The sequence below is a fragment of the Isobaculum melis genome (genome assembly GCF_900111355.1).
Taxonomy (GTDB): domain Bacteria; phylum Bacillota; class Bacilli; order Lactobacillales; family Carnobacteriaceae; genus Isobaculum; species Isobaculum melis.
In genome coordinates, this window is record NZ_FOHA01000005.1 from 39,378 (window position 1) to 58,542 (window position 19,165).

Consider the following 19,165-nt stretch of genomic DNA (forward strand, 5'->3'; position numbering starts at 1 on the left):
TATTGACTAAAATAGTCCCATTTTACTAATAACTTCTAAGATAATAATCCAAACTGGCATCATCACTACCGCTAATAAAGTAGAAAGTAGGGAAGCATTTGAAGCGAGTAAGGCATCTTTATCAAAACTAATGGCATAAGCCGCTGCAACAGTTGCAGTTGGTGTTGCCATCATAATGACGATTGTAGCTAAGGCAGCAAAGCTAACAGGTAAAATACCAGTTGCAGTTAAAATTGCTAATAAAACAATGTTTAAAGCTGGAACAAGAATAACTTTTACAATACTGTAGAACCAAGAAGTTTTATCTGTTGCAGCCGTTTTAATACTTACTTCACCAAGTGTTGCGCCGATTGCTAACCATGCAAGAGGTGATGCTAAAGGTGCAAGGAAAGTTAATGGTTTAAATAACCATGGTGCTGTTTGGTCAATACGTAAGAAGGCAAAACTCTTCATCACAGTTTCAGAAACAACTTTACCATCTACAATATCTTTAGGAACTTGAACGGCAACTTCAACTTGTGGTAGTGAAGCTTGGAAGATCCAAATCAGTAAACCAGCAAATGTTGCGATAACAATTGGATTTAAGAACATTGATTTGATGTTTTTTGCTTCCATTTTTAAACCACTCATTTTGATGTAACCATATGAGTAAAGGAAGATACGGTAACCAATATTGAAAACAGAGGCTAAAAGAGCAATTGTTGCGCCATATTGTGGACCATAAACCGCTGTTGCAATTGGAATACCAAAGAAAGTAGTAGAACCAAAAATTGTTAAGACACGTAATGTATCTTGTTGATCTCCTTTAAATTTCAAAAAGATTGGTTTTGATACAAAAATTAAGATAATGTAAATCAAAAGACCCCAAATTAAAACGTTGATACTTTCTTTTAAAGAGTCTGGATTAATATCTTGCATAAAAGCATTAAATGCTAATGCAGGTAAAGAGACTGTTAAAACAACATTAGATAGGATTTTCCCAACATTTTTATTGAAAATTCCTTTTTTGCGACAGAAGTAACCTAATAAAATAATAAAGACAGTAGAAGTGATGGCGCTAATGATTGTCATATCTGTTAGCGTCGTTTTGATAATTTCACCAAGATTCATAAATAATTCCTCCAAATTGTGTTTTTTTTCACAAACTATGATTAAAGCTAGCTGTGTTTATTGAACAAATTGAGTATATGATACCTTTGTGAAAAAGTGAACAATATGTAATTAAATGTCAGTTTTGTAACTTAAGTAAGTGAAAATAGTTCAATCTTGACGTTCATGAAAGCTGTAAGGTAGAATGAGTGGCAAATGAAGAATGGATCAGTCATCATAGAAAGGAGTCATCATGTTTATAATGGAGTCAATTTTATACATAACATTAGGCGTCATTATGGTCTTAGGTGCCGCTAATCTTTTTATCTGTATTCATCAAACATCAAGTAAGGAAAAGAAGCATCATAACAAAAAAAATAGAGCGGATGATGAATTATAAACATCATCCGCTCTATTATTAGTTTTTGTATCTTAAGCCTGCTCTTTTTTTTCTGCTTCTTGTTTTGCGAAGTATTCTGCGGCTAAAGCATCGATATCTTTCTTCAATTCTTCAACCATCTCTTCTTCTGGAACATGACGTACAATTTTACCATTCTTAAAGAGTAGACCCTCGCCGCGTGCTCCAGCAATCCCAATATCTGCTTCTCTAGCTTCGCCTGGTCCATTTACTGCACAGCCAAGAACGGCTACTTTAATTGGAGCTTTAATTTTTGAAATATATTCTTCTACTTCATTAGCAATTGGAATCAAATCAATTTCAATGCGACCACAAGTAGGGCATGAGATTAAAGTGGCAGCATTACTGGCTAAGCCAAATGATTTTAAGACTTCTTTGGCTACTTTAATTTCTTCAACAGGATCAGCAGAAAGAGACACACGACAAGTATTGCCAATTCCACGACTTAAAATAGCTCCTAAACCAGCAGCTGATTTAATCCCACCTGAAAATTGTGTCCCAGCTTCAGTAATCCCTAAATGAAGGGGATAATCAAATGTTTCAGCAGCTAAAGTATAGGCTTCAATTGCAAGGTTAACATCACTTGCTTTTAAGGAAACGATAATGTCATAGAAATCTAAGTCTTCTAATATTTTAATATGGTCAACGGCACTTGCGACCATCGCTTCAGCAGTAGGGTAGCCATATTGTTGAATAAAGCGTTTCTCTAATGAACCAGCATTGACCCCAATTCTAATCGGAATCTGCTTTTCTTTCGCAGCAGTGACAACTTTTTCAACACGGTCCTTACGACCAATATTTCCTGGATTAATTCTAATTTTATCAACACCAGCATCAATAGCCTTTAAAGCTAAGCGATAATCAAAGTGGATATCAGCTACAAGTGGAATATGAATCTGCTTTTTAATTTCTGAAAGAGCATCTGCTGCACGTTCATCAGGAACTGCAACGCGGACGATTTGACAGCCAGCGTCCTCTAATTGTAAAATTTGTGCCACAGTTGCTGCAACATCATGTGTTTTTGTTGTACACATACTTTGAATGAATAACTCGTTACTTCCACCAATGGTAAGATCACCAACACGAACTTTTCGTGTTTTGCTTCGATGAATGAGTTCTCCCATATGAATCGCTCCTTTAAGTTACATAATTTATTATTTATTAGTTTGTTTGTTTGTTCAATGAGTGAATGAGTCTTTTAATAAATAAACTCAACTTTTACTATTATATCGTATTTAAAAATGAAGACAAGTGGATTCTATGGGAAATTGCATAAGATTTTCGTAAGAAAGGAGGCCATAAAATAAATAAAACAGCCCAAAAGGCTGTTTTATCTATGGTTTCGTTGCTTGAGAAGGAATGGCTTTAATCATTTGATAGGCAATAATCATCGTTAAAACAAGCTCAATTTCCATTTGGAAAGGTAAGAGCACGCCCAAGAAATTGATGAGATTGATACCAACAATTGGTAAGGTTGAAGCGACTAATCCAATTTTCCAAGATTGTCCATAAGAGAGAGAACGCTTCATTAAGGTCACAATCAAGTGAGTTGCAATCATATAAAGAATGCTATAAAAACCTGTAAAGAAAGCACTGATTAAAACAGAAAGGATCACCACAACAACCAAAAGAATGACTTTCAGTTGACGGGTTTGGATAATATATGCCTTAAAATCATCCTGGGTTTTAATCCCTAATTGATGATAGTCAAAACTAAAGGTTCGATCTTGAACCACAACATAAATTTCTTTAGAAAATAGGGCAATCGCCATACTTGTTTTGATTGCATCACTATCAATATCACTTGTTTTTCTAGTATTATTAGGATCAAATGTAAATAAAATCGAATTGGTTTGATAAACAAAACTTTTTTCAACCTTTTTAGGTACCAAGACGTCATCTTTTACAGTGAAATCTGGAATATGCTCTAGGATGGTTTGACTATCTGTCTCAAATTGATCTAATAATTGAATGGATGATTGAACAAAAGGTAGTGAAGCAAATAAAATCAATATAAATAAATAGAGCATACTTTTTGATTTTTTTAATTGTGCAACCTGTGTCAGCTTTTGAGGTGCATATAAAGCTTTAAAAAATAATGATAAAGTATTAATAGAAATCACATTCTTTCATTTATTTGTATACCCAACCATTGTACTTTGTTATCTGCTTAAACTCAATAGAGGAATCAATGAAGAAAAATGTTGAGCAAAAATTTTGTATTTCACAGATGTAAGTGTTACCATAGAGGTTAGTTAGGAATTATTACCTGATTAAATTTTTCGGAACAAATTGGAGGAAAACAAAAATGACTTATCAATTACCAGAACTACCATATGCTTACGATGCACTATTACCTCATATTGATGTAGAAACAATGCATTTACACCATGACAAACACCACAATACTTATGTGACAAACTTAAATGCTGCATTGGAAAAACATCCTGAGTTACAAGGCCAAACAATTGAAGAATTGTTAGCGAAAATCAATGAAATTCCAGAAGATATTCGTACAGCTGTACGTAACAATGGTGGTGGACATGCAAACCATTCACTATTTTGGGAAGTAATGGCACCTAATGCTGGTGGCGAACCAACTGGTGCTTTAAAAGAAGCTATTGATGCTACTTTTGGTAGCTTTGCTGATTTTAAAGAAAAATTTGCAGCTGCTGCAACAACAAGATTTGGTTCTGGTTGGGCTTGGTTAGTACTTGATCAAGGCAAACTTGCAATTGAATCAACTCCAAATCAAGATTCACCTATTTTTGAAGGCAAAACACCTATCTTAGGTTTAGATGTTTGGGAACATGCTTATTACCTAAACTATAAAAATGTACGTCCAAGCTATATTGCTGCTTTCTGGGAAGTTGTTAACTGGCCAGAAGTTTCAAAACGTTTTGAAGCAGCTAAATAATAACAATTAGAAAAGCACCCATTCACAATAAAATTTGTGAATGGGTTCTTTTTTTAGACGATATTAATTTGTAAAGCTTCAGCAAAAACAATGGCTTGCTCAGTGGTAACAGATACCCCAGCAACCTTATCTAAACTAATCATCAATTGTTCAAAATAACAAGTACTTAAATTAAGGCCTTTTAAGCTAGTATTCATAAAGTTCGCTCCAGTTAAATCGCATTCTGCAAATAGTAGCTGTTGCCAATTTAACTCAAAGAAATCAGCTTGAACAAGTAGGGCATTTGTAAATGAGACATATTTCATTGAAGCATAGCTAAAGGAGCTATATTTACCATGAATCCCATCAAATTGAACATGCTGTAAAGTAGCATCAGCAAAGTTTGTTCCAACTAGTTTCGTTCCATTAAAATAAGCACGATGAATGATGGCACCAATAAACTCCACATTACTAAAATCACATTTTTCAAAATGAACATCTAATAATTCTAATTGAGAAAAACTCATATTTTCAAAAGTCACATTGATAAACTTCACTTTTTTAAAGCAAACATGGGCAAAAGTATCATTTTCAAGTGTACAATTTTCAAATACACAGTTTTCATAATAAGCTTCATCTTCTAGCGTGTCGAAGTTAGCCGGCTGAAGGGGCATATCCAATACTGGTAAATCAATTTTTATTTTTTTCTTCATCATCTTCACCTTTTCTTTTCTTCATAATTGTTACAATAACGAGTGTACCGATACAGAAAACACTAACAAAAATTCCAGGAATGAGCAATGGTGGTGTATAAGTGAAAATAACTTGATGCTCACCTTGCTCAATTGGTACAGCTAACAAACTATTTAAAGCCTTTTCTGTTGATACTGATTTCCCATCAATGGTTACTTTCCAGCCAGTTGAATAGGGGATTGTTGTGAATAAGACTCTTTGATCCTCAGCAATTGTGACTGAACCAGCAATTCGAGTATTTGTATGACTTTTCACTTGAAAGGCTTCATTATGCAGTGTTTTTATTGCTTTTTTAAAAGCTGGAATATCTAGTTGATAAAGTTTAAAATCTTTCAAAAGGATTTCATCTTTTTGCAAAGCAATCGTTAATAAAATAGGTTGATCTTGCTGATTTGCACCAATATTTAACACAATCATGTCGTTCGTGGTTTCATATTGACTAAATTTTGAACCATTTAAATAAATAATGATATCTTCAGCTTTAACATTAGAATTAAGCGTTAAATAATAGCTATTATTTGATTTGGCTGTTAATTGAAAATCAATAGAGGCTTCTTTTTTTGTGTCATTTTTTGTATAGGTAATATCATTTTGATCTTTTCCAGTATGAACATTTTTATAAACCACACTATCAAAATTAGTTTCAAAAAAATAAGGAAATAGCTCTGTTTGACCAAGCATTTTATTGAGTAGATAATTTTGATATAAAATAGGGTTAATAAATTTCCGCTCATCTGTTAAAAGTTGTTGATCCACACCAAATGCAAGAGGGAGTGCAAAAGGATTTTGATAGGTTAAAATATTCCTTTGTTGATTTAGTGGCTGATAAAACGTTAAATCTGGTTTTGTGGACATCTTATTTAAAACGGAAGTATCGCTCTCAAAATTTTGAGTGACAGTTTCCTTCAATAAATCTGTTTGATCCAATACATCCACTTCAATTTCTGGTTTGGCTTGCGCTTCTTTAATGAGATGGGAGCGTAAAATATCTGCATTAATTCCTTCGGCTTCTGTTAAATAGTATTTGACACCAAAAAGAGCATCAGTTAATAGGGTTGCATTTGAATAGGCAATAAAACCACTACTTGAAGGGAAACCTAAATCAGAAAATAAGGCTGGGATTTCCTTCTCAAAAGTAGAGCTGAAGTGTGTAATGCCAGCATAATTGTTTTGAAAACTATCGTTTTTAGAACGTAAAAAAGTCTTTTCAATACGATAAAAATCATCATCTTGCGCTTGAATTTGTTTAATTGTTGGATCTAAGGCTTCACGATATTGAACAAAACGACTATTTTTAACATAGCTTAAACGATCTAAATCTAACCCCGCATTTACACTCATTTCAATCGTCACGGAAAATAAAATAATTAATAGGAACCAATGATTCAGCTGTTTTTTTCGCATGATAATCAAAAAGAAAAATAAAATAAACAAGGTAGTGATCGCGATTTGGGTCATTGTTAGAAAGTCAAAGTTATGATGAAGCACAAAATAGTTGGTGATTGACAAGAGCACAATTCCAATCAATAAATCAAAGCGTTTAAATTGTTTTAAATGGAGAAAAGAACGGTAACCAATAAAGAGCATAAAAAAAGAAACAACAAATGAGAAACGATAAGGATACCAAATAGGAGCCTGTAGACCATGCCAAAAATAATCAAAGACTTGAATATTCATAGAAAGGACAAAAATGATCGTAAGAAGCAAAGTAATCAAACGTTCTTTCATTGGAAAATAGCGATTAAAGAAATAGAGAATAAAACAAATCAAGCTTAAACTACCAATAAATAAATTAGGATAACCACTAGGCATCTGATCAAAATTAAAGGCACCAATATAAAATTTAGACAGCATTTCCCAAACAGGATATTCTGTTTTAAATAATAATGTATTGGCAGTGTAACTTGCTTTACCACCTACTAATGCTGCAATATTTGGGAATAATAACATGGCAGTTGTCCCAGCACCTAAAACAGATGCGATAGCAAAACGCCAGCTCCGCTCAAAAATAAAGCTTATTTTTTCTTTAAAAACAGTACCAGTAGCAAAAGGATAAGTAAAGATACGCATTAAATAATATAATGTAATAAATAAGCAAATCATATACCCCATATAATAATTTGCAAATAAGGTAAGACCTAAAAAGACACTGTAAAAAACAAATTTCTTTTCTTGAATCAGTTTTTCAACACCAAGTGCAATTAAAGGTAGAAAAACCATGCCATCTAACCACATAATATTTAATTGATTCACAATAATATAGCCCATTAAACCATAACTAATACCAAAAGCAGTTACCCCAAAGTCATTTCGTTTAAAGGTTTTTTTTAAGAAATAAGCAAAAGAAAGACTGGCGCTACTGATTTTAACTAAAGTGAGGAGCATGACGCCAACAGTCAGAAATTTTTCAGGAAAAGGTAACAATAATAGATTAAATGGACTGGTTAAATAATAGGCCCATAAACCCATCATATCCCCACCAATTGCTTTATTAAAAGAATAAAATAGGGCACTAGGATCATGAAGGAGTGTTTGTCTAAAGGCTGCAAAAAAATCAATATATTGCTGCCCTAAATCAACAGTTAATAAACTGCTATCTCCAAAAGGATAGACTTTTAACAAAATGAAAATAAAAAGCATGATAAAAAAGGGAAGAACAAAAGCTAAAACTAATGGTGGAATCTTCTCTATTTTATTTTTTAAAACTAAAAACATCGTAGAACTCCTTTCAAACGATTCACTAATTTTTGTTTAAGAATTTCTCATAAAGCTATGATAATTGTACTTCATGTAATAGAATAGCATATAATGAGATATATCACTATTTTAATCATAAAATAGTAGCATTTTATTTGTTCTTTGTTACAATATAGAAGGACTATTTATCATAAGGTGGTGTCACTTTGAAAGAACCAAAGAAAAAAAAGGGAAAAAAAGCGAAAAAGTCGCATATTCCATTTAGACTCAATTTATTATTCTTTTTTGTATTTGTCTTTTTTGCAATTTTAGTTATGCGATTAGGCGTCTTACAAATTGTTATGGGTGAGGAATTTGAGCTACAGGTAAAAAGAACAGATAAAACAACGATTACTGGTAGTGTTCCAAGAGGGATGATTTATGATGCTCAAGGAAAAATATTAGTTGGAAATGATGCCATGCAGGCGATTACTTACACAAGAGGCGCAACTGTAAGTGGGGAAGACATGATTAAAATTTCTGATTCTTTGTCACAATTTATCACAATGGATTTAGAAACTGTGACAGAACGTGATTACAAAGATTTTTGGACTGCTAAAAACAGCGATAAGATTACAGAAAGATTATCTGATTCTGAAAAAACATTAGATGGTAGCGAGGCTTATGAAGCGCAATTAGCTAAAGTCACAGATGCAGATCTTGCAACATTAACGGATCAAGAAAAAACTTCTGCAGCAATTTATAAGCGAATGAATGGTGCCTATGCATTAACCACAACTTATATTAAGAATAAAGATGTAACAGATACTGAAATTGCTGAGGTAAGTGAAAGATTAGCTGACTTACCAGGAGTTGGTACAGCAACTGACTGGGTACGAAATTATCCAGAAGGAGATTTGCTAAAAAGTATTTTAGGTAGTGTAACCTCAGAAAAAGAAGGATTACCTAATGACCAATTAGCTGGCTTTTTAGCAAAAGGCTATGCACGTAATGATCGAGTTGGTAAGAGCTACCTAGAAAAACAATATGAGCAAGTTTTAAGTGGCACCAAATCCGAATCTGAATCTGAAACAAATGCAAATGGAGAAGTCATTAAAACACTTGAGAAGTATAAGGGTGAAAGTGGCGATAATCTTGTATTAACGATTGATTCAAACTTTCAAGCAAAAGTCGATAATTTAGTTATTGATTATCTGAAACAAGCTAAATCCAGTGGGAAATATGTCTTAACAGATAGACTATTTGTTGTAGCAATGAATCCCCAAAATGGAGAAATTTTAGCACTTTCCGGTAAAAAAATAAATCAAGAAACAGGCGAAATTGAGGATTATGCAATTGGCACATTTACAACTGCTTATGGTATGGGATCAGCTGTGAAAGGTGCGACTGTTTTATCAGGTTATATGGATGGTGCGCTAAATGTTGGAGATACCATTGTTGATGAACCCCTTGTCTTTAAAGGTTCTGCTCCAAAAGCTTCATTTTTCAACCGTAATGGTCGAATTGCAATTAATGATATTGATGCACTTGAACGTTCTTCCAACGTATATATGATGAAAACAGTCATCAAAATGGGGGGAGGAAGTTATGTTCCAAATGGTAATTTAAATATTGATTTAGATGTTTTTTCAAAATTAAGAAACTATTTTGGTGAATTTGGTTTGGGAAGAAAAACAGGAATTGATTTACCAGGAGAACAAATAGGGGTGCCTGGTGGTAGTACTGAAGCTGGTAAAGCACTTGACTTTGCTATTGGTCAGTATGATTCTTATACACCTTTACAAATGGCTCAATATGTTTCTACGATTGCCAATGGAGGCTATCGAATTGCACCACGAGTGGTAAAAGAAGTCCGTGGTACAAATCCAGATGGTAGTCTTGGTCCAGTGAAAACAACTTTTGAACCTAAGATTTTAAATAAACTAAATGTGACACCAGAGGAATTAAACCAGGTACAACAAGGCTTTTATAATGTTGCTCATCGACCACTTGGTACAGCTTACTCTTCCTTTGTTGGTGCAGATTTTGATCTTGCTGCGAAAACAGGAACAGATGAGGCTTTCTATGATGGAGAAATTGATAGTTTAAAAGGAAGTCCTGTAACGAACGTAACATTTGTTGGTTATGCGCCATCAGATAATCCAGAAATTGCACTTTCTGTTGTTGTTCCTTGGGCAAATCAAACAACCTTATCTGGTATTAATAATGATTTAGCCAGAGCAGTCTTTGAAACTTATTTTCAAGGAAAGAAATAGCTAAAAAATAAGCGTCTTATCAAATTTGATAAGACGCTTATTTTATTTATTTTTATTGATGTGTGATGCTTTTAGCGATTTCTTCATAAGTCATTTCACTATTTAAAGCATAAGAGCCATCTCTTACAAGTGTTTCATAATTGTTATCACTTAGAAATTGAGTGAATTCATCAGCATTTTTGATAATTCCTTGTTCTGCTAATGTTTGAATCGCGCTACTTGATGGTTCACCAGGCTCAATAACCAATGTATATTCTTTTTTAGTAGGTTTTTCTTCTTTTGGTTCTTCTTTTTTCACTGGGACAGAGCTATCTTTATTCGCCTCTGTTTGAGAAGAATCTTTTGAAGCATTTTCTTTACTTGAATCTTTTTTCTCGTTCACTTCAGTTTCTGCTAACAACTCTTCATATTTTTTCTTATAAGTTTTTTCTTCTTCTGTTTGTTCTGCCGTTTCTGCTTTCTTTTCAGTTTTAACTGAAGAATCTACAACAGGCGCCTTATAAATAAAGGTTGTATAACTAAAAACAATAACTGCAGATAGGAAGAAGCCTAATGCAAGTGAACGTAATGAAGGTCTACTCATCATTAAATCCCCCTTAATTGTTTTCTACATACTCATTGACAACAAATTCAACTGTTTCCAATGGTAATTGAGTTTGTGCTGAAATATTTTCTATATCCACACCTTGTGTATACAATGTAATCACATGTGTTTTTAAAACATCATGTACTTTAATTGTACTTGAAGAAGTATCATCCGGTGTAATATTCAGTTCATTTTCTAAAACAGCGACACGATTTTTTAATTGAAAAATATCTTGCATCAATTGTAAAGATAAGTCTTCAAACTCTTCTTGAACTTTTTGCCCATTATCTTTCTTTGCATATGAAAGACCAATCAATAAAATTGAAATGATAAGAAGCACAATTGTTAGGATGGTCATTTTGGATTCACCTCTTTAATATTCTTAATCGATTTTTTTAATACTTTAAACATGTTCCAGTGTAACATAATATAGGCAGAATGTGACCGTTGTAAAATAAATTTAATAAATAATTGTAAATTGTATCAATCAATTTTTGGGCGTAAAGGTTTTTTCCTTAACAAAGGAGAAAAAAATACTAGCCAGATGGAAAAAAAGATGGTATGATATTGAAGTCTGAGGTAGGGAATCATTCACTCCTCTAAATACAGTTTAATGCTTGGAGGGAAAATCATGCGTGTAAACATCACTTTGGAATGTACTGAATGTAAAGAACGTAACTACATCAGTAAAAAGAACAAACGTAACAATCCAGACCGTGTTGAATTTAAAAAATATTGTCCGCGCGAACGTCGTGTGACATTACATCGTGAAACAAAATAACAACAGGACTCCTGTTGTTTTTTTGTTTTTTTTTACTATTTTTGGTGAAAAGAGGTACAAATAATGAAAACAACTATCCGAAAAAGTATCTTAAAGCAACTGAAACAAGCACCACAAGCTCAGCGAAAAAAACTTGAGAAAGAATTATATCAGCTGCTTTTCCAATCTGATTTTTGGCAAGAAGCTCAAACCATTGCGGTAACCCTTTCTCAAAAATTTGAATTAAATACAGAACCAATCATTCATCAAGCTTGGAAGGAACATAAAAAGGTGGTTGTACCACGAACAGAGAAGGCGAGACAAATGAGTTTTGTCCAAATTCAAACATTTGAAAATTTGGTGATGACTCCTTTTGGGGTATTAGAGCCTAGTCAGGAGTTAGCTGCGTATCCAAAAGAACACATTCAATTAATCATTGTGCCAGGTGTTGGGTTTAAAAAAACAGGAGAAAGAATTGGTTTTGGTGGTGGCTATTATGACCGGTTTTTAGCTGATTATCAAGGAACAACAGCTTCACTCATTTTTCAAGAACAACTTGAAGAAAACTGGTTACCAGAAACAACTGATATTCCAGTTCAGCAGCTTTTTATTGCAAAAGAAAAATTGGCTACGAATTCCTGAAAAATTTGGTATAATAAACAGAAATAAGAAGTTAAAGAGGTGTTTTGTTGAATACAACAAATAGAACGATTCAAAAAATTAAAAATCAACCATTTATGACCTATCTCTTTTTAGGCATTCAAATTTTTTTATTTCTATTAATGACAATAGATGGTGGCAGTGAAAATAGCTTCACCTTATTAAAATATGGAGCGAAATTTGGGCCTAGCATTGCAAGCGGGGAATGGTGGCGTTTGGTTATGCCAATGTTCTTACACATTGGCGCCTTACATCTCATTGTAAATTCAGTCACACTATACTTTTTGGGAACACAATTAGAAAGTGTTTTTGGACATGTCCGTTTTACCCTTATCTATTTATTAAGTGGTATTGCAGGAAATGTAGCGAGCTTTGCTTTTAGTCCAAGTTTATCAGCAGGAGCAAGTACTTCCTTATTTGGTCTTTTTGGCTGTTATCTGATGCTAGCCCAAACCTTTAAAGGGAGCCCTGTTATTCAAGCGATGGCAAGAAACTTTATGATGCTTATTGTCCTAAATCTTGTCACTGGAATCCTATCATCTGGTGTGGATAATTATGGTCATGTCGGTGGCTTAATCGGCGGTTTCTTAGTAGCAGTAGCAGTTTCTGTGCCCAGAAAAATTTCTGGGTTAACTGGAAAAAGAATCGTTGCAGGTATAGCTTATCTTGTTGCCATTGCCATTTTGATTTATGGTGGCTACCAGCATTACTAATACTTCTTATTATAGGAGGATCAATCATGAAAGAACTTTATGATGTGCAGCAGTTGCTTAAAAGATTTAATATTTATGTTTATTTAGGCAAACGAAAATGGGATATTGAATTAATGCTACAAGAAATTCAAAGTCTACATCAATCAGGTGTGATTACTGATCAAGAATTTAAGGAATCTTTACTTATTTTAAAACGAGAACATCGGATTGAAGAACAAAAAGAAAGTGGAGGGGAACACATTGAGTAAAAAATTAATGGGGATTGACTTAGGTGGGACAACAGTTAAGTTTGCAATTTTAACTTTAGATGGAGAAATCCAACAAAAATGGAGTATTGAAACAGATATTTCAGAAAATGGCACAAAAATTGTACCAGATATTATTGCTTCTATTCACCACCGTTTTGAAAAAAATGGGTTAACAGCAGCAGATTTTTTAGGAATTGGTATGGGCTCTCCTGGAACAGTAGACAGTGTAAGAGGAACGGTTATTGGGGCCTATAATCTTAATTGGTCAACCTTACAAATGGTAAAAGAGCAAATTGAAGCAAGTGTTGGGATTCCATTTTTCATTGATAATGATGCCAATGTAGCCGCTCTAGGTGAACGCTGGAAAGGCGCAGGAGAAGATGGCGATAATGTTACTTTTATTACTTTAGGGACTGGTGTAGGCGGTGGTATTATAGCTGAGGGCAGATTGCTACATGGCGTAGTTGGTGCAGCAGGCGAAATTGGTCATATTACGATTGATCCAAATGGGTATGATTGTACTTGTGGTAAAAAAGGCTGTTTAGAAACTGTAGCAAGTGCAACAGGAATTGTGCGAGTTGCTAGAGATATGGCGGATGAATATGCAGGAGATGCTGTTTTAAAAACATTAATTGATGATGGTCAAGAAGTGACAGCAAAAACCGTTTTTGATCAAGCGAAACTTGGAGATGATTTAGCCTTACGTGTCATTGATAAAGTATCTTTTTATCTTGGCTTAGCATGTGGCAATATTGCCAATATGTTAAATCCTTCTGATATTGTGATTGGTGGTGGTGTTTCAGCAGCAGGAGACTTCTTGTTAACAAGAGTGAGACATTATTTTGAAGAATTTACTTTCCCGCAAGTACGTGATTCAACCAGAATTAAGTTAGCACAATTAGGAAACGATGCTGGTGTTATTGGCGCTAGTTCATTAGCGAAGCATTTAGTAAAGTAAGTAAAATTTCTCTCATCTAATCAAAAGAAGCGATGTTGTGAAAGAATGGGGATTTTTTCATAGCATTGTTTCTTTTTTAGATAAGTTTATTCATCAGCTAGAGTAGCTAAACTCATGAAAAAAGCATCATTTTTAGGAGATGAAAGAAAAAGCTAGCAAAAGCAGAGCGAGCAGTGTAAAATTGTTTACTGAAGGATATTTGAAGGGAGTAAGGATTGTGTCAGAAAATAATATTTCATTCATCCTAACCATCATTGTATTGGTTGGATTCATTATTTATCAAGGGTATCAATACTATACGCGAAAAAAAGCAAGTACAGTTTTAACTGAGGAAGAGTTTCGTAAAGGGATGCGAAAAGCGCAGTTAATTGATGTACGTGAGAAAAATGTATTTGATGGAGGGCATATTTTAGGTGCGCGCAACATTCCTTATACATTATTTAAAACAAGAATGGTCGAAATTAGAAAAGACCAACCTATTTATTTATATGATCAAGGAAGAGCAGTTAGTGCTCGTGCAGCTGTTAAACTTCGTCGTGCTGGCTATGAAGATATCTATTGCCTAAAAGGCGGATATGAAAAATGGACTGGTAAAACAAAACGTAAATAATCATGAAGTAGAGGAAACCATCTGTGGTTTCCTCTATTTTTAAGGTCAAATCCTCGTAATCTATCCGCTTATTTTGTATAATAAAGTCAGATAAGGGAAAGAAAGAAGGGGTTCATGAGATGAAAAATCAATGGCGTTTAATTCTAGGACTTATTTTAGTACTAATGGTTGTTATTTTTGCTGTTTTAAATGTTTCAGCAGTACCAGTGAATTTTGGCTTTATAGAGGCAGAATGGCCACTTATTTTAGTGATTTTAGGGAGTTTGATTCTAGGTGCTTTAACAGCTGTATTAATCAGTACAGGAACTAATTTTCAAATAAAAAAAGAATTGAAAAGTATGAAAGAAGCACTTGGTCAAGCTGATGAAAAAGCTGCGACTACATTTAAAAAAGAAAAAGAAAGCTATGAACAAAAAATTCAAGATTTAACAAAAGAACTAGCAGCACTCAAAGCAGTGGATAAAGAACCAAGAACAAATGACGCAGTCACACCTATAAAGAAATGAGACACTTCGATGTCTCTTTTTTTTACTCAAAATAAAAAATAAGATTGACTGAGCTTTTAAATTTTGTTATCTTTTAAAAGCTAGTAAATTCATGGAGGTAACAAATTTGAAAGAACAACAAACAGTAAAAGTGGTAACAATTGATCCAAGTGCGATTGGTTTATTTGGATTAGCAATGGTAACTCTCGTTGCCTCGTCCCAAAAATTAGGTTGGACAGCAGGAACATCAGGTGTACTTCCATGGGCAATTTTTCTTGGTGCATTTGCACAATTAATGGCTGCAGCATATGATGCAAAGCATAATAATGTTTTTGGTGCAACAGCATTTGCAGGCTATGGTTTCTTTTGGTTAGGTGTCGGAATGACATGGATGATTCAAAATGGTTTATTTGGAAAAGTGATGCAAACGACCTTTGATCCTAAGCAATTAGCTTTTGCTTTTCTTGGTTATCTGGCTTTCACTTTGATTATGACAATTGGTGCATTAGAAACAAATAAGGTTTTGTTTGTTATCTTTGTTTTAATTGATTTCTTATTTATTGGACTAAGCTTATCCACTTTTGGTATTGCTGAACATTTCTTCCATCAGATGGCAGCTTATGCAGAATTAGGAATTGCGATTGCTTCATTCTATGGTGTCGCAGGGAATGTCTTAAATAAACACTTTGGCTATGATTTTGTACCATTAGGTCAACCTTTTGGCTTGCTAAAAAAATAATGATAGAAGGGGACGAGACAAAACTGAAAAGTTTTATCCCGTCCCCTTAATTACTTCTAAAAAAATATGTTGCCTCCGTAAACGGTGGTCAAAAGGCAGGTTCTTCGGCAATTGGAGCAAACCTAAACGCCTTTTGTCTCAGCCTTTTTTTTGAAGTGACTACTACTTCTGAAAGATTTTTGGTATAATAATTGGGTTGGGAGGGATTTCATTGTTAAAATCTCGTACAAAATGGCAATTGCCGCAAATCGTTGATGAAAAAGAAATAGCGACGCTTGCAACTGAAAATCAAGTATCGCCTTTTTTAATCAAATTATTGTCAAATAGACAAATCAATACAACTGAAAAAATACAGCCCTTTTTAAATCCTGAAACGCAACCCTTGCATGACCCTTTTCTGATGCATGATATGGAGAAAGCTGTCGCAAGAATCCATCAAGGAATTGAAGAGGGAGAAAATATTTTAGTTTATGGAGACTATGATGCAGATGGGATTACCAGCACAACAGTCTTGTTAGAAACCTTAGAAACTTTAGGAGCCAATGCTTCTTTTTATTTACCAAACCGTTTTATTGATGGTTATGGTCCAAATGTTGCCGCTTTTGAAAAAGCCATTGAAGCAGGTGTCTCCTTAATTGTGACGGTTGATAATGGCGTAGCAGGACATGAAGCGATTGCAAGAGCAGGCGAACTTGGTGTTGATGTGATTGTAACTGATCATCATGAGCTACCAGCTGAATTACCAGCTGCTTTTGCAATTGTGCATCCAGCTCATCCAGAAGGTGCGTATCCATTTAAACAATTAGCAGGTGTTGGTGTTGCCTTTAAACTTGCAACAGCATTACTTGATGAAGTACCTGAAGAAATGTTGGATTTAGTTGCGATTGGTACAGTCGCAGATTTGGTTTCACTGACAGATGAAAATCGAACACTAGTTGCCAAAGGTTTACGTTTACTTAAAGATACAGAACGTATAGGCTTACATGCCTTATGTCAGGTAGCAGGAATCGACCAAGAATCTTTAACGGAAGAATCCATCGGTTTTGGCCTATCTCCAAGATTAAATGCTGTTGGTCGTTTAGGGGATGCCTCTCCAGGAGTGAAGCTATTATCAACCTTTGATCCAGAAGAAGCAGCGCTACTCGCCAAAGAAATTGATACCATCAATAAAAAAAGACAAGAAATTGTAGAAACAATCACACAAGAAGCTTTAGCATTAGTAGCTGAACAAGCAGAGCATGCAGTGTTAGTGCTTGAAAAAGCAGGCTGGCATGAAGGTGTGTTAGGGATTGTTGCCAGCAAAATTGTCTCTGAAACAGGGAAACCAGCTGTTGTCTTAACTAGAGATCCTGATAAGGGGCTATTAAAGGGCTCTGCTAGAAGTGTTGGTGCCTTTAATTTGTATAAAGCATTAAATGAAAAAAGAACACTATTTACTCATTTTGGAGGACATCATATGGCAGCAGGCATGTCTTTTCCAATTGAAAACTTAGCAGCTGTTCAAACACAACTAGATGACTATGCAAAAGCGCACTTTTCAGCAACAGATTTAATGTCAGAAACGCAAATTGATGAAGTCTTAACCATACCAGAAGCAACCCTAGGATTTATTCAGGAACTGAATCAATTAGCCCCCTTTGGAACAGATAATCCAAAGCCAATTCTTTTGTTTAAAGAAGTCAACTATACTGATATGAAAAAAATAGGTGCCAATAAAAACCATTTGAAATGTCAGCTTGTGATGGAGGATGCCAGCTTAGATGTTGTTGGCTTTGGCATTGGTGAAGTAGTAGATCAAGTCAGTGCTACGGCTAAGCTATCAGTCATTGGCAAATTAGGGATTAATGAATGGCAAGGAAATAAAAAGCCACAGTTATTATTAGAGGATATTGCAATTGAAGGCACACAAATTTTTGATTGCAGAAAGTCTCATGTAGCCAATGAAATCTGGGCAAATAATGACACACATTTTGTTGTATTTTCAAGAAAAGTTTATAAAAAGGAAGTACCAAATATGGTTGATGATGCGCGCATTAGTATCATTTCCACACTAGAAGATGCACAGCAGTTTGTCACAGCAGAACAAAGCTTAACCTTTATTGATTGTCCGCCTACATTAGAGCTAATGACAGCTGTTTTAGAAGGGAATCAGCCTGAGAATATTTATGCTTGTTTTATTAATCCAGATGAAGCTTACCTAAATGGGATGCCTTCAAGAGAAAACTTTATGACACTATTTAAGTTCTTTTCACAATACCAAAATATTGATGTTAGGTATAAAATCAACGCTTTAGCACAAGCTATTAAATTAAAAGAAAATCTATTAATTTTTATGATTCATGTGTTTTTTGAAGCAGGATTTGTTACAATAGATGACGGCATCTTAAACATTGTAGAAGCACCGGATAAGAAAGAGCTAACAGAAATGCCTAGCTATGAAAAACGCATCAAAAAAATGGAAGCAGAGCGACTATTGGTTTATAGCAATTATCAAGACCTAGTTGCATGGTTTCAACAATTGTAAATAAAAGAAAGAACAATTACAGGAGGATAACGACATGGATTTAAAGAAATATATTGCAAGTGTACCTGATTTTCCAGAGAAAGGCATTGTCTTTAGAGATATTTCCCCTTTAATGGCTGATGGAGATGCTTATGCCTATGCAACAAATGAAATTGTAAAATATGCAAAAGAAAAAGGCGCAGAAATGATTATTGGACCAGAAGCACGTGGCTTTATTGTTGGCTGTCCAGTTGCCTATGCAATGAATATTGGCTTTGCACCTGCTAGAAAAAAAGGGAAATTACCTAGAGAAACAGTCGAGGTTCAATATGGTTTAGAATATGGTTCTGATGTGTTAGCTTTACACAAGGATGCTATTAAACCAGGACAAAAGGTTTTAGTTTGTGATGATTTATTAGCCACAGGTGGTACCATTGCAGCAACCATTAAAATGATTGAAGAGCTTGGTGGAGAAGTTGTAGGTACAGCCTTTCTAATTGAGTTAACCGATTTAAAAGGTCGCGATAAAATCAAAGGCTATGATATTTTTACTCTCATGAATTATTAAGATAAAAGGCACTATCTAAAATTTTTTTGGGTAGTGTTTTTTTATCAGCTAGATGCTTTATGTGTTTAATTGATGAAAGAAAGCTGATGACAAAAAAAATAACAACAAGATCTATTAAAAAATGCGATTTTCGTTTTGCAATTCCTCTGTATAAAAGTTATAATATTGAATAATACGAACGCTAACAGCACTCGCAATTGGGTGCTTTCTTTGATAGAAAATTAGCA

Annotated in this window: 20 protein-coding genes; 13 read left to right on the forward strand and 7 right to left on the reverse strand. The window is 34.3% G+C overall.

Annotated features, from left to right (window positions below; all coding sequences use genetic code 11):
* Positions 1–6: 6 nt before the first annotated feature.
* A complete protein-coding gene (locus tag BMW29_RS05340; protein ID WP_092651110.1) occupies positions 7–1,110 on the reverse strand; it encodes an AEC family transporter in 1,104 nt (367 codons plus the stop codon).
* Between the two features lie 232 nt (positions 1,111–1,342).
* Between BMW29_RS05340 and BMW29_RS13960 the strand changes: the two genes are divergently transcribed.
* Positions 1,343–1,489: a hypothetical protein gene (locus BMW29_RS13960; RefSeq protein WP_177165683.1), complete on the forward strand. Its 147-nt coding sequence runs from the start codon at positions 1,343–1,345 to the stop codon at positions 1,487–1,489.
* 32 nt (positions 1,490–1,521) lie between these two features.
* Here the strand turns inward: BMW29_RS13960 and ispG are convergent, their stop codons facing one another.
* Together ispG and BMW29_RS05350 are read right to left on the reverse strand one after the other, a co-directional pair.
* Positions 1,522–2,631 carry a flavodoxin-dependent (E)-4-hydroxy-3-methylbut-2-enyl-diphosphate synthase gene (ispG, locus tag BMW29_RS05345; protein WP_092651111.1) on the reverse strand — a complete coding sequence of 370 codons (1,110 nt, stop codon included), beginning with the start codon at positions 2,629–2,631 and terminating at the stop codon, positions 1,522–1,524.
* Between the two features lie 210 nt (positions 2,632–2,841).
* Positions 2,842–3,630, reverse strand: coding sequence for a DUF1189 family protein (locus tag BMW29_RS05350; RefSeq protein WP_092651112.1), 789 nt, complete (start codon positions 3,628–3,630; stop codon positions 2,842–2,844).
* Positions 3,631–3,815: 185 nt separating this feature from the next.
* Here BMW29_RS05350 and BMW29_RS05355 point away from each other — a divergent pair, with 185 nt between their 5' ends.
* A complete protein-coding gene (locus tag BMW29_RS05355) occupies positions 3,816–4,424 on the forward strand; it encodes a superoxide dismutase (protein ID WP_092651113.1) in 609 nt (202 codons plus the stop codon).
* 53 nt (positions 4,425–4,477) lie between these two features.
* Here the strand turns inward: BMW29_RS05355 and BMW29_RS05360 are convergent, their stop codons facing one another.
* Positions 4,478–5,116, reverse strand: coding sequence for a pentapeptide repeat-containing protein (locus BMW29_RS05360; RefSeq protein WP_092651114.1), 639 nt, complete (start codon positions 5,114–5,116; stop codon positions 4,478–4,480).
* Positions 5,094–7,871 carry a YfhO family protein gene (locus tag BMW29_RS05365; protein ID WP_092651115.1) on the reverse strand — a complete coding sequence of 926 codons (2,778 nt, stop codon included), beginning with the start codon at positions 7,869–7,871 and terminating at the stop codon, positions 5,094–5,096. Before BMW29_RS05365 ends, BMW29_RS05360 begins: the two co-directional genes overlap by 23 nt.
* A 188-nt stretch (positions 7,872–8,059) precedes the next feature.
* Here BMW29_RS05365 and BMW29_RS05370 point away from each other — a divergent pair, with 188 nt between their 5' ends.
* Entirely contained in the window at positions 8,060–10,108 is a 2,049-nt protein-coding gene (locus BMW29_RS05370) for a peptidoglycan D,D-transpeptidase FtsI family protein (protein ID WP_245706235.1), read from the forward strand.
* Between the two features lie 52 nt (positions 10,109–10,160).
* On the opposite strand, the gene BMW29_RS05375 is transcribed toward BMW29_RS05370, so the two are convergent.
* Entirely contained in the window at positions 10,161–10,691 is a 531-nt protein-coding gene (locus tag BMW29_RS05375; protein ID WP_092651116.1) for a hypothetical protein, read from the reverse strand.
* A 13-nt stretch (positions 10,692–10,704) separates the two neighbouring features.
* Complete coding sequence (locus BMW29_RS05380) at positions 10,705–11,052, reverse strand: hypothetical protein (protein ID WP_092651117.1); 348 nt, start codon at positions 11,050–11,052, stop codon at positions 10,705–10,707.
* A gap of 273 nt (positions 11,053–11,325) precedes the next feature.
* Between BMW29_RS05380 and rpmG the strand changes: the two genes are divergently transcribed.
* The 10 genes from rpmG (at position 11,326) to BMW29_RS05430 (ending at position 18,938) form a co-directional block, all read left to right on the forward strand.
* The gene (gene rpmG, locus BMW29_RS05385; RefSeq protein WP_092651118.1) at positions 11,326–11,475 is read left to right on the forward strand and encodes a 50S ribosomal protein L33; all 150 of its coding nucleotides are present in this window, start codon (positions 11,326–11,328) and stop codon (positions 11,473–11,475) included.
* 63 nt (positions 11,476–11,538) lie between these two features.
* Entirely contained in the window at positions 11,539–12,096 is a 558-nt protein-coding gene (locus tag BMW29_RS05390) for a 5-formyltetrahydrofolate cyclo-ligase (RefSeq protein WP_092651119.1), read from the forward strand.
* A gap of 47 nt (positions 12,097–12,143) precedes the next feature.
* Positions 12,144–12,827, forward strand: coding sequence for a rhomboid family intramembrane serine protease (locus tag BMW29_RS05395; protein WP_342706542.1), 684 nt, complete (start codon positions 12,144–12,146; stop codon positions 12,825–12,827).
* Between the two features lie 26 nt (positions 12,828–12,853).
* On the forward strand, positions 12,854–13,075 hold the full coding sequence (locus BMW29_RS05400) for a YqgQ family protein (protein WP_092651120.1): 222 nt from the start codon (positions 12,854–12,856) through the stop codon (positions 13,073–13,075).
* The gene (locus BMW29_RS05405) at positions 13,068–14,033 is read left to right on the forward strand and encodes an ROK family glucokinase (protein ID WP_092651121.1); all 966 of its coding nucleotides are present in this window, start codon (positions 13,068–13,070) and stop codon (positions 14,031–14,033) included. Before BMW29_RS05400 ends, BMW29_RS05405 begins: the two co-directional genes overlap by 8 nt.
* Before the next feature lie 271 nt (positions 14,034–14,304).
* Complete coding sequence (locus BMW29_RS05410) at positions 14,305–14,643, forward strand: rhodanese-like domain-containing protein (RefSeq protein ID WP_425431588.1); 339 nt, start codon at positions 14,305–14,307, stop codon at positions 14,641–14,643.
* Positions 14,644–14,762: 119 nt separating this feature from the next.
* A complete protein-coding gene (locus BMW29_RS05415) occupies positions 14,763–15,149 on the forward strand; it encodes a LapA family protein (protein WP_092651125.1) in 387 nt (128 codons plus the stop codon).
* Between the two features lie 106 nt (positions 15,150–15,255).
* A complete protein-coding gene (locus tag BMW29_RS05420; protein ID WP_245706236.1) occupies positions 15,256–15,867 on the forward strand; it encodes an acetate uptake transporter in 612 nt (203 codons plus the stop codon).
* Between the two features lie 211 nt (positions 15,868–16,078).
* Positions 16,079–18,391: a single-stranded-DNA-specific exonuclease RecJ gene (gene recJ, locus BMW29_RS05425; protein ID WP_092651131.1), complete on the forward strand. Its 2,313-nt coding sequence runs from the start codon at positions 16,079–16,081 to the stop codon at positions 18,389–18,391.
* Between the two features lie 34 nt (positions 18,392–18,425).
* A complete protein-coding gene (locus BMW29_RS05430; RefSeq protein ID WP_092651134.1) occupies positions 18,426–18,938 on the forward strand; it encodes an adenine phosphoribosyltransferase in 513 nt (170 codons plus the stop codon).
* Positions 18,939–19,165: the final 227 nt, after the last annotated feature.

Coding starts and splice junctions, on each gene's coding strand:
- BMW29_RS05340 (WP_092651110.1), bottom strand. CDS start 1,110: ATGAATCTTGGTGAAATTATCAAAACGACGCTAACAGATATGACAATC.
- BMW29_RS13960 (WP_177165683.1), top strand. CDS start 1,343: ATGTTTATAATGGAGTCAATTTTATACATAACATTAGGCGTCATTATG.
- ispG (WP_092651111.1), bottom strand. CDS start 2,631: ATGGGAGAACTCATTCATCGAAGCAAAACACGAAAAGTTCGTGTTGGT.
- BMW29_RS05355 (WP_092651113.1), top strand. CDS start 3,816: ATGACTTATCAATTACCAGAACTACCATATGCTTACGATGCACTATTA.
- BMW29_RS05360 (WP_092651114.1), bottom strand. CDS start 5,116: ATGAAGAAAAAAATAAAAATTGATTTACCAGTATTGGATATGCCCCTT.
- BMW29_RS05365 (WP_092651115.1), bottom strand. CDS start 7,871: ATGTTTTTAGTTTTAAAAAATAAAATAGAGAAGATTCCACCATTAGTT.
- BMW29_RS05375 (WP_092651116.1), bottom strand. CDS start 10,691: ATGAGTAGACCTTCATTACGTTCACTTGCATTAGGCTTCTTCCTATCT.
- BMW29_RS05380 (WP_092651117.1), bottom strand. CDS start 11,052: ATGACCATCCTAACAATTGTGCTTCTTATCATTTCAATTTTATTGATT.
- rpmG (WP_092651118.1), top strand. CDS start 11,326: ATGCGTGTAAACATCACTTTGGAATGTACTGAATGTAAAGAACGTAAC.
- BMW29_RS05390 (WP_092651119.1), top strand. CDS start 11,539: ATGAAAACAACTATCCGAAAAAGTATCTTAAAGCAACTGAAACAAGCA.
- BMW29_RS05400 (WP_092651120.1), top strand. CDS start 12,854: ATGAAAGAACTTTATGATGTGCAGCAGTTGCTTAAAAGATTTAATATT.
- BMW29_RS05415 (WP_092651125.1), top strand. CDS start 14,763: ATGAAAAATCAATGGCGTTTAATTCTAGGACTTATTTTAGTACTAATG.
- BMW29_RS05430 (WP_092651134.1), top strand. CDS start 18,426: ATGGATTTAAAGAAATATATTGCAAGTGTACCTGATTTTCCAGAGAAA.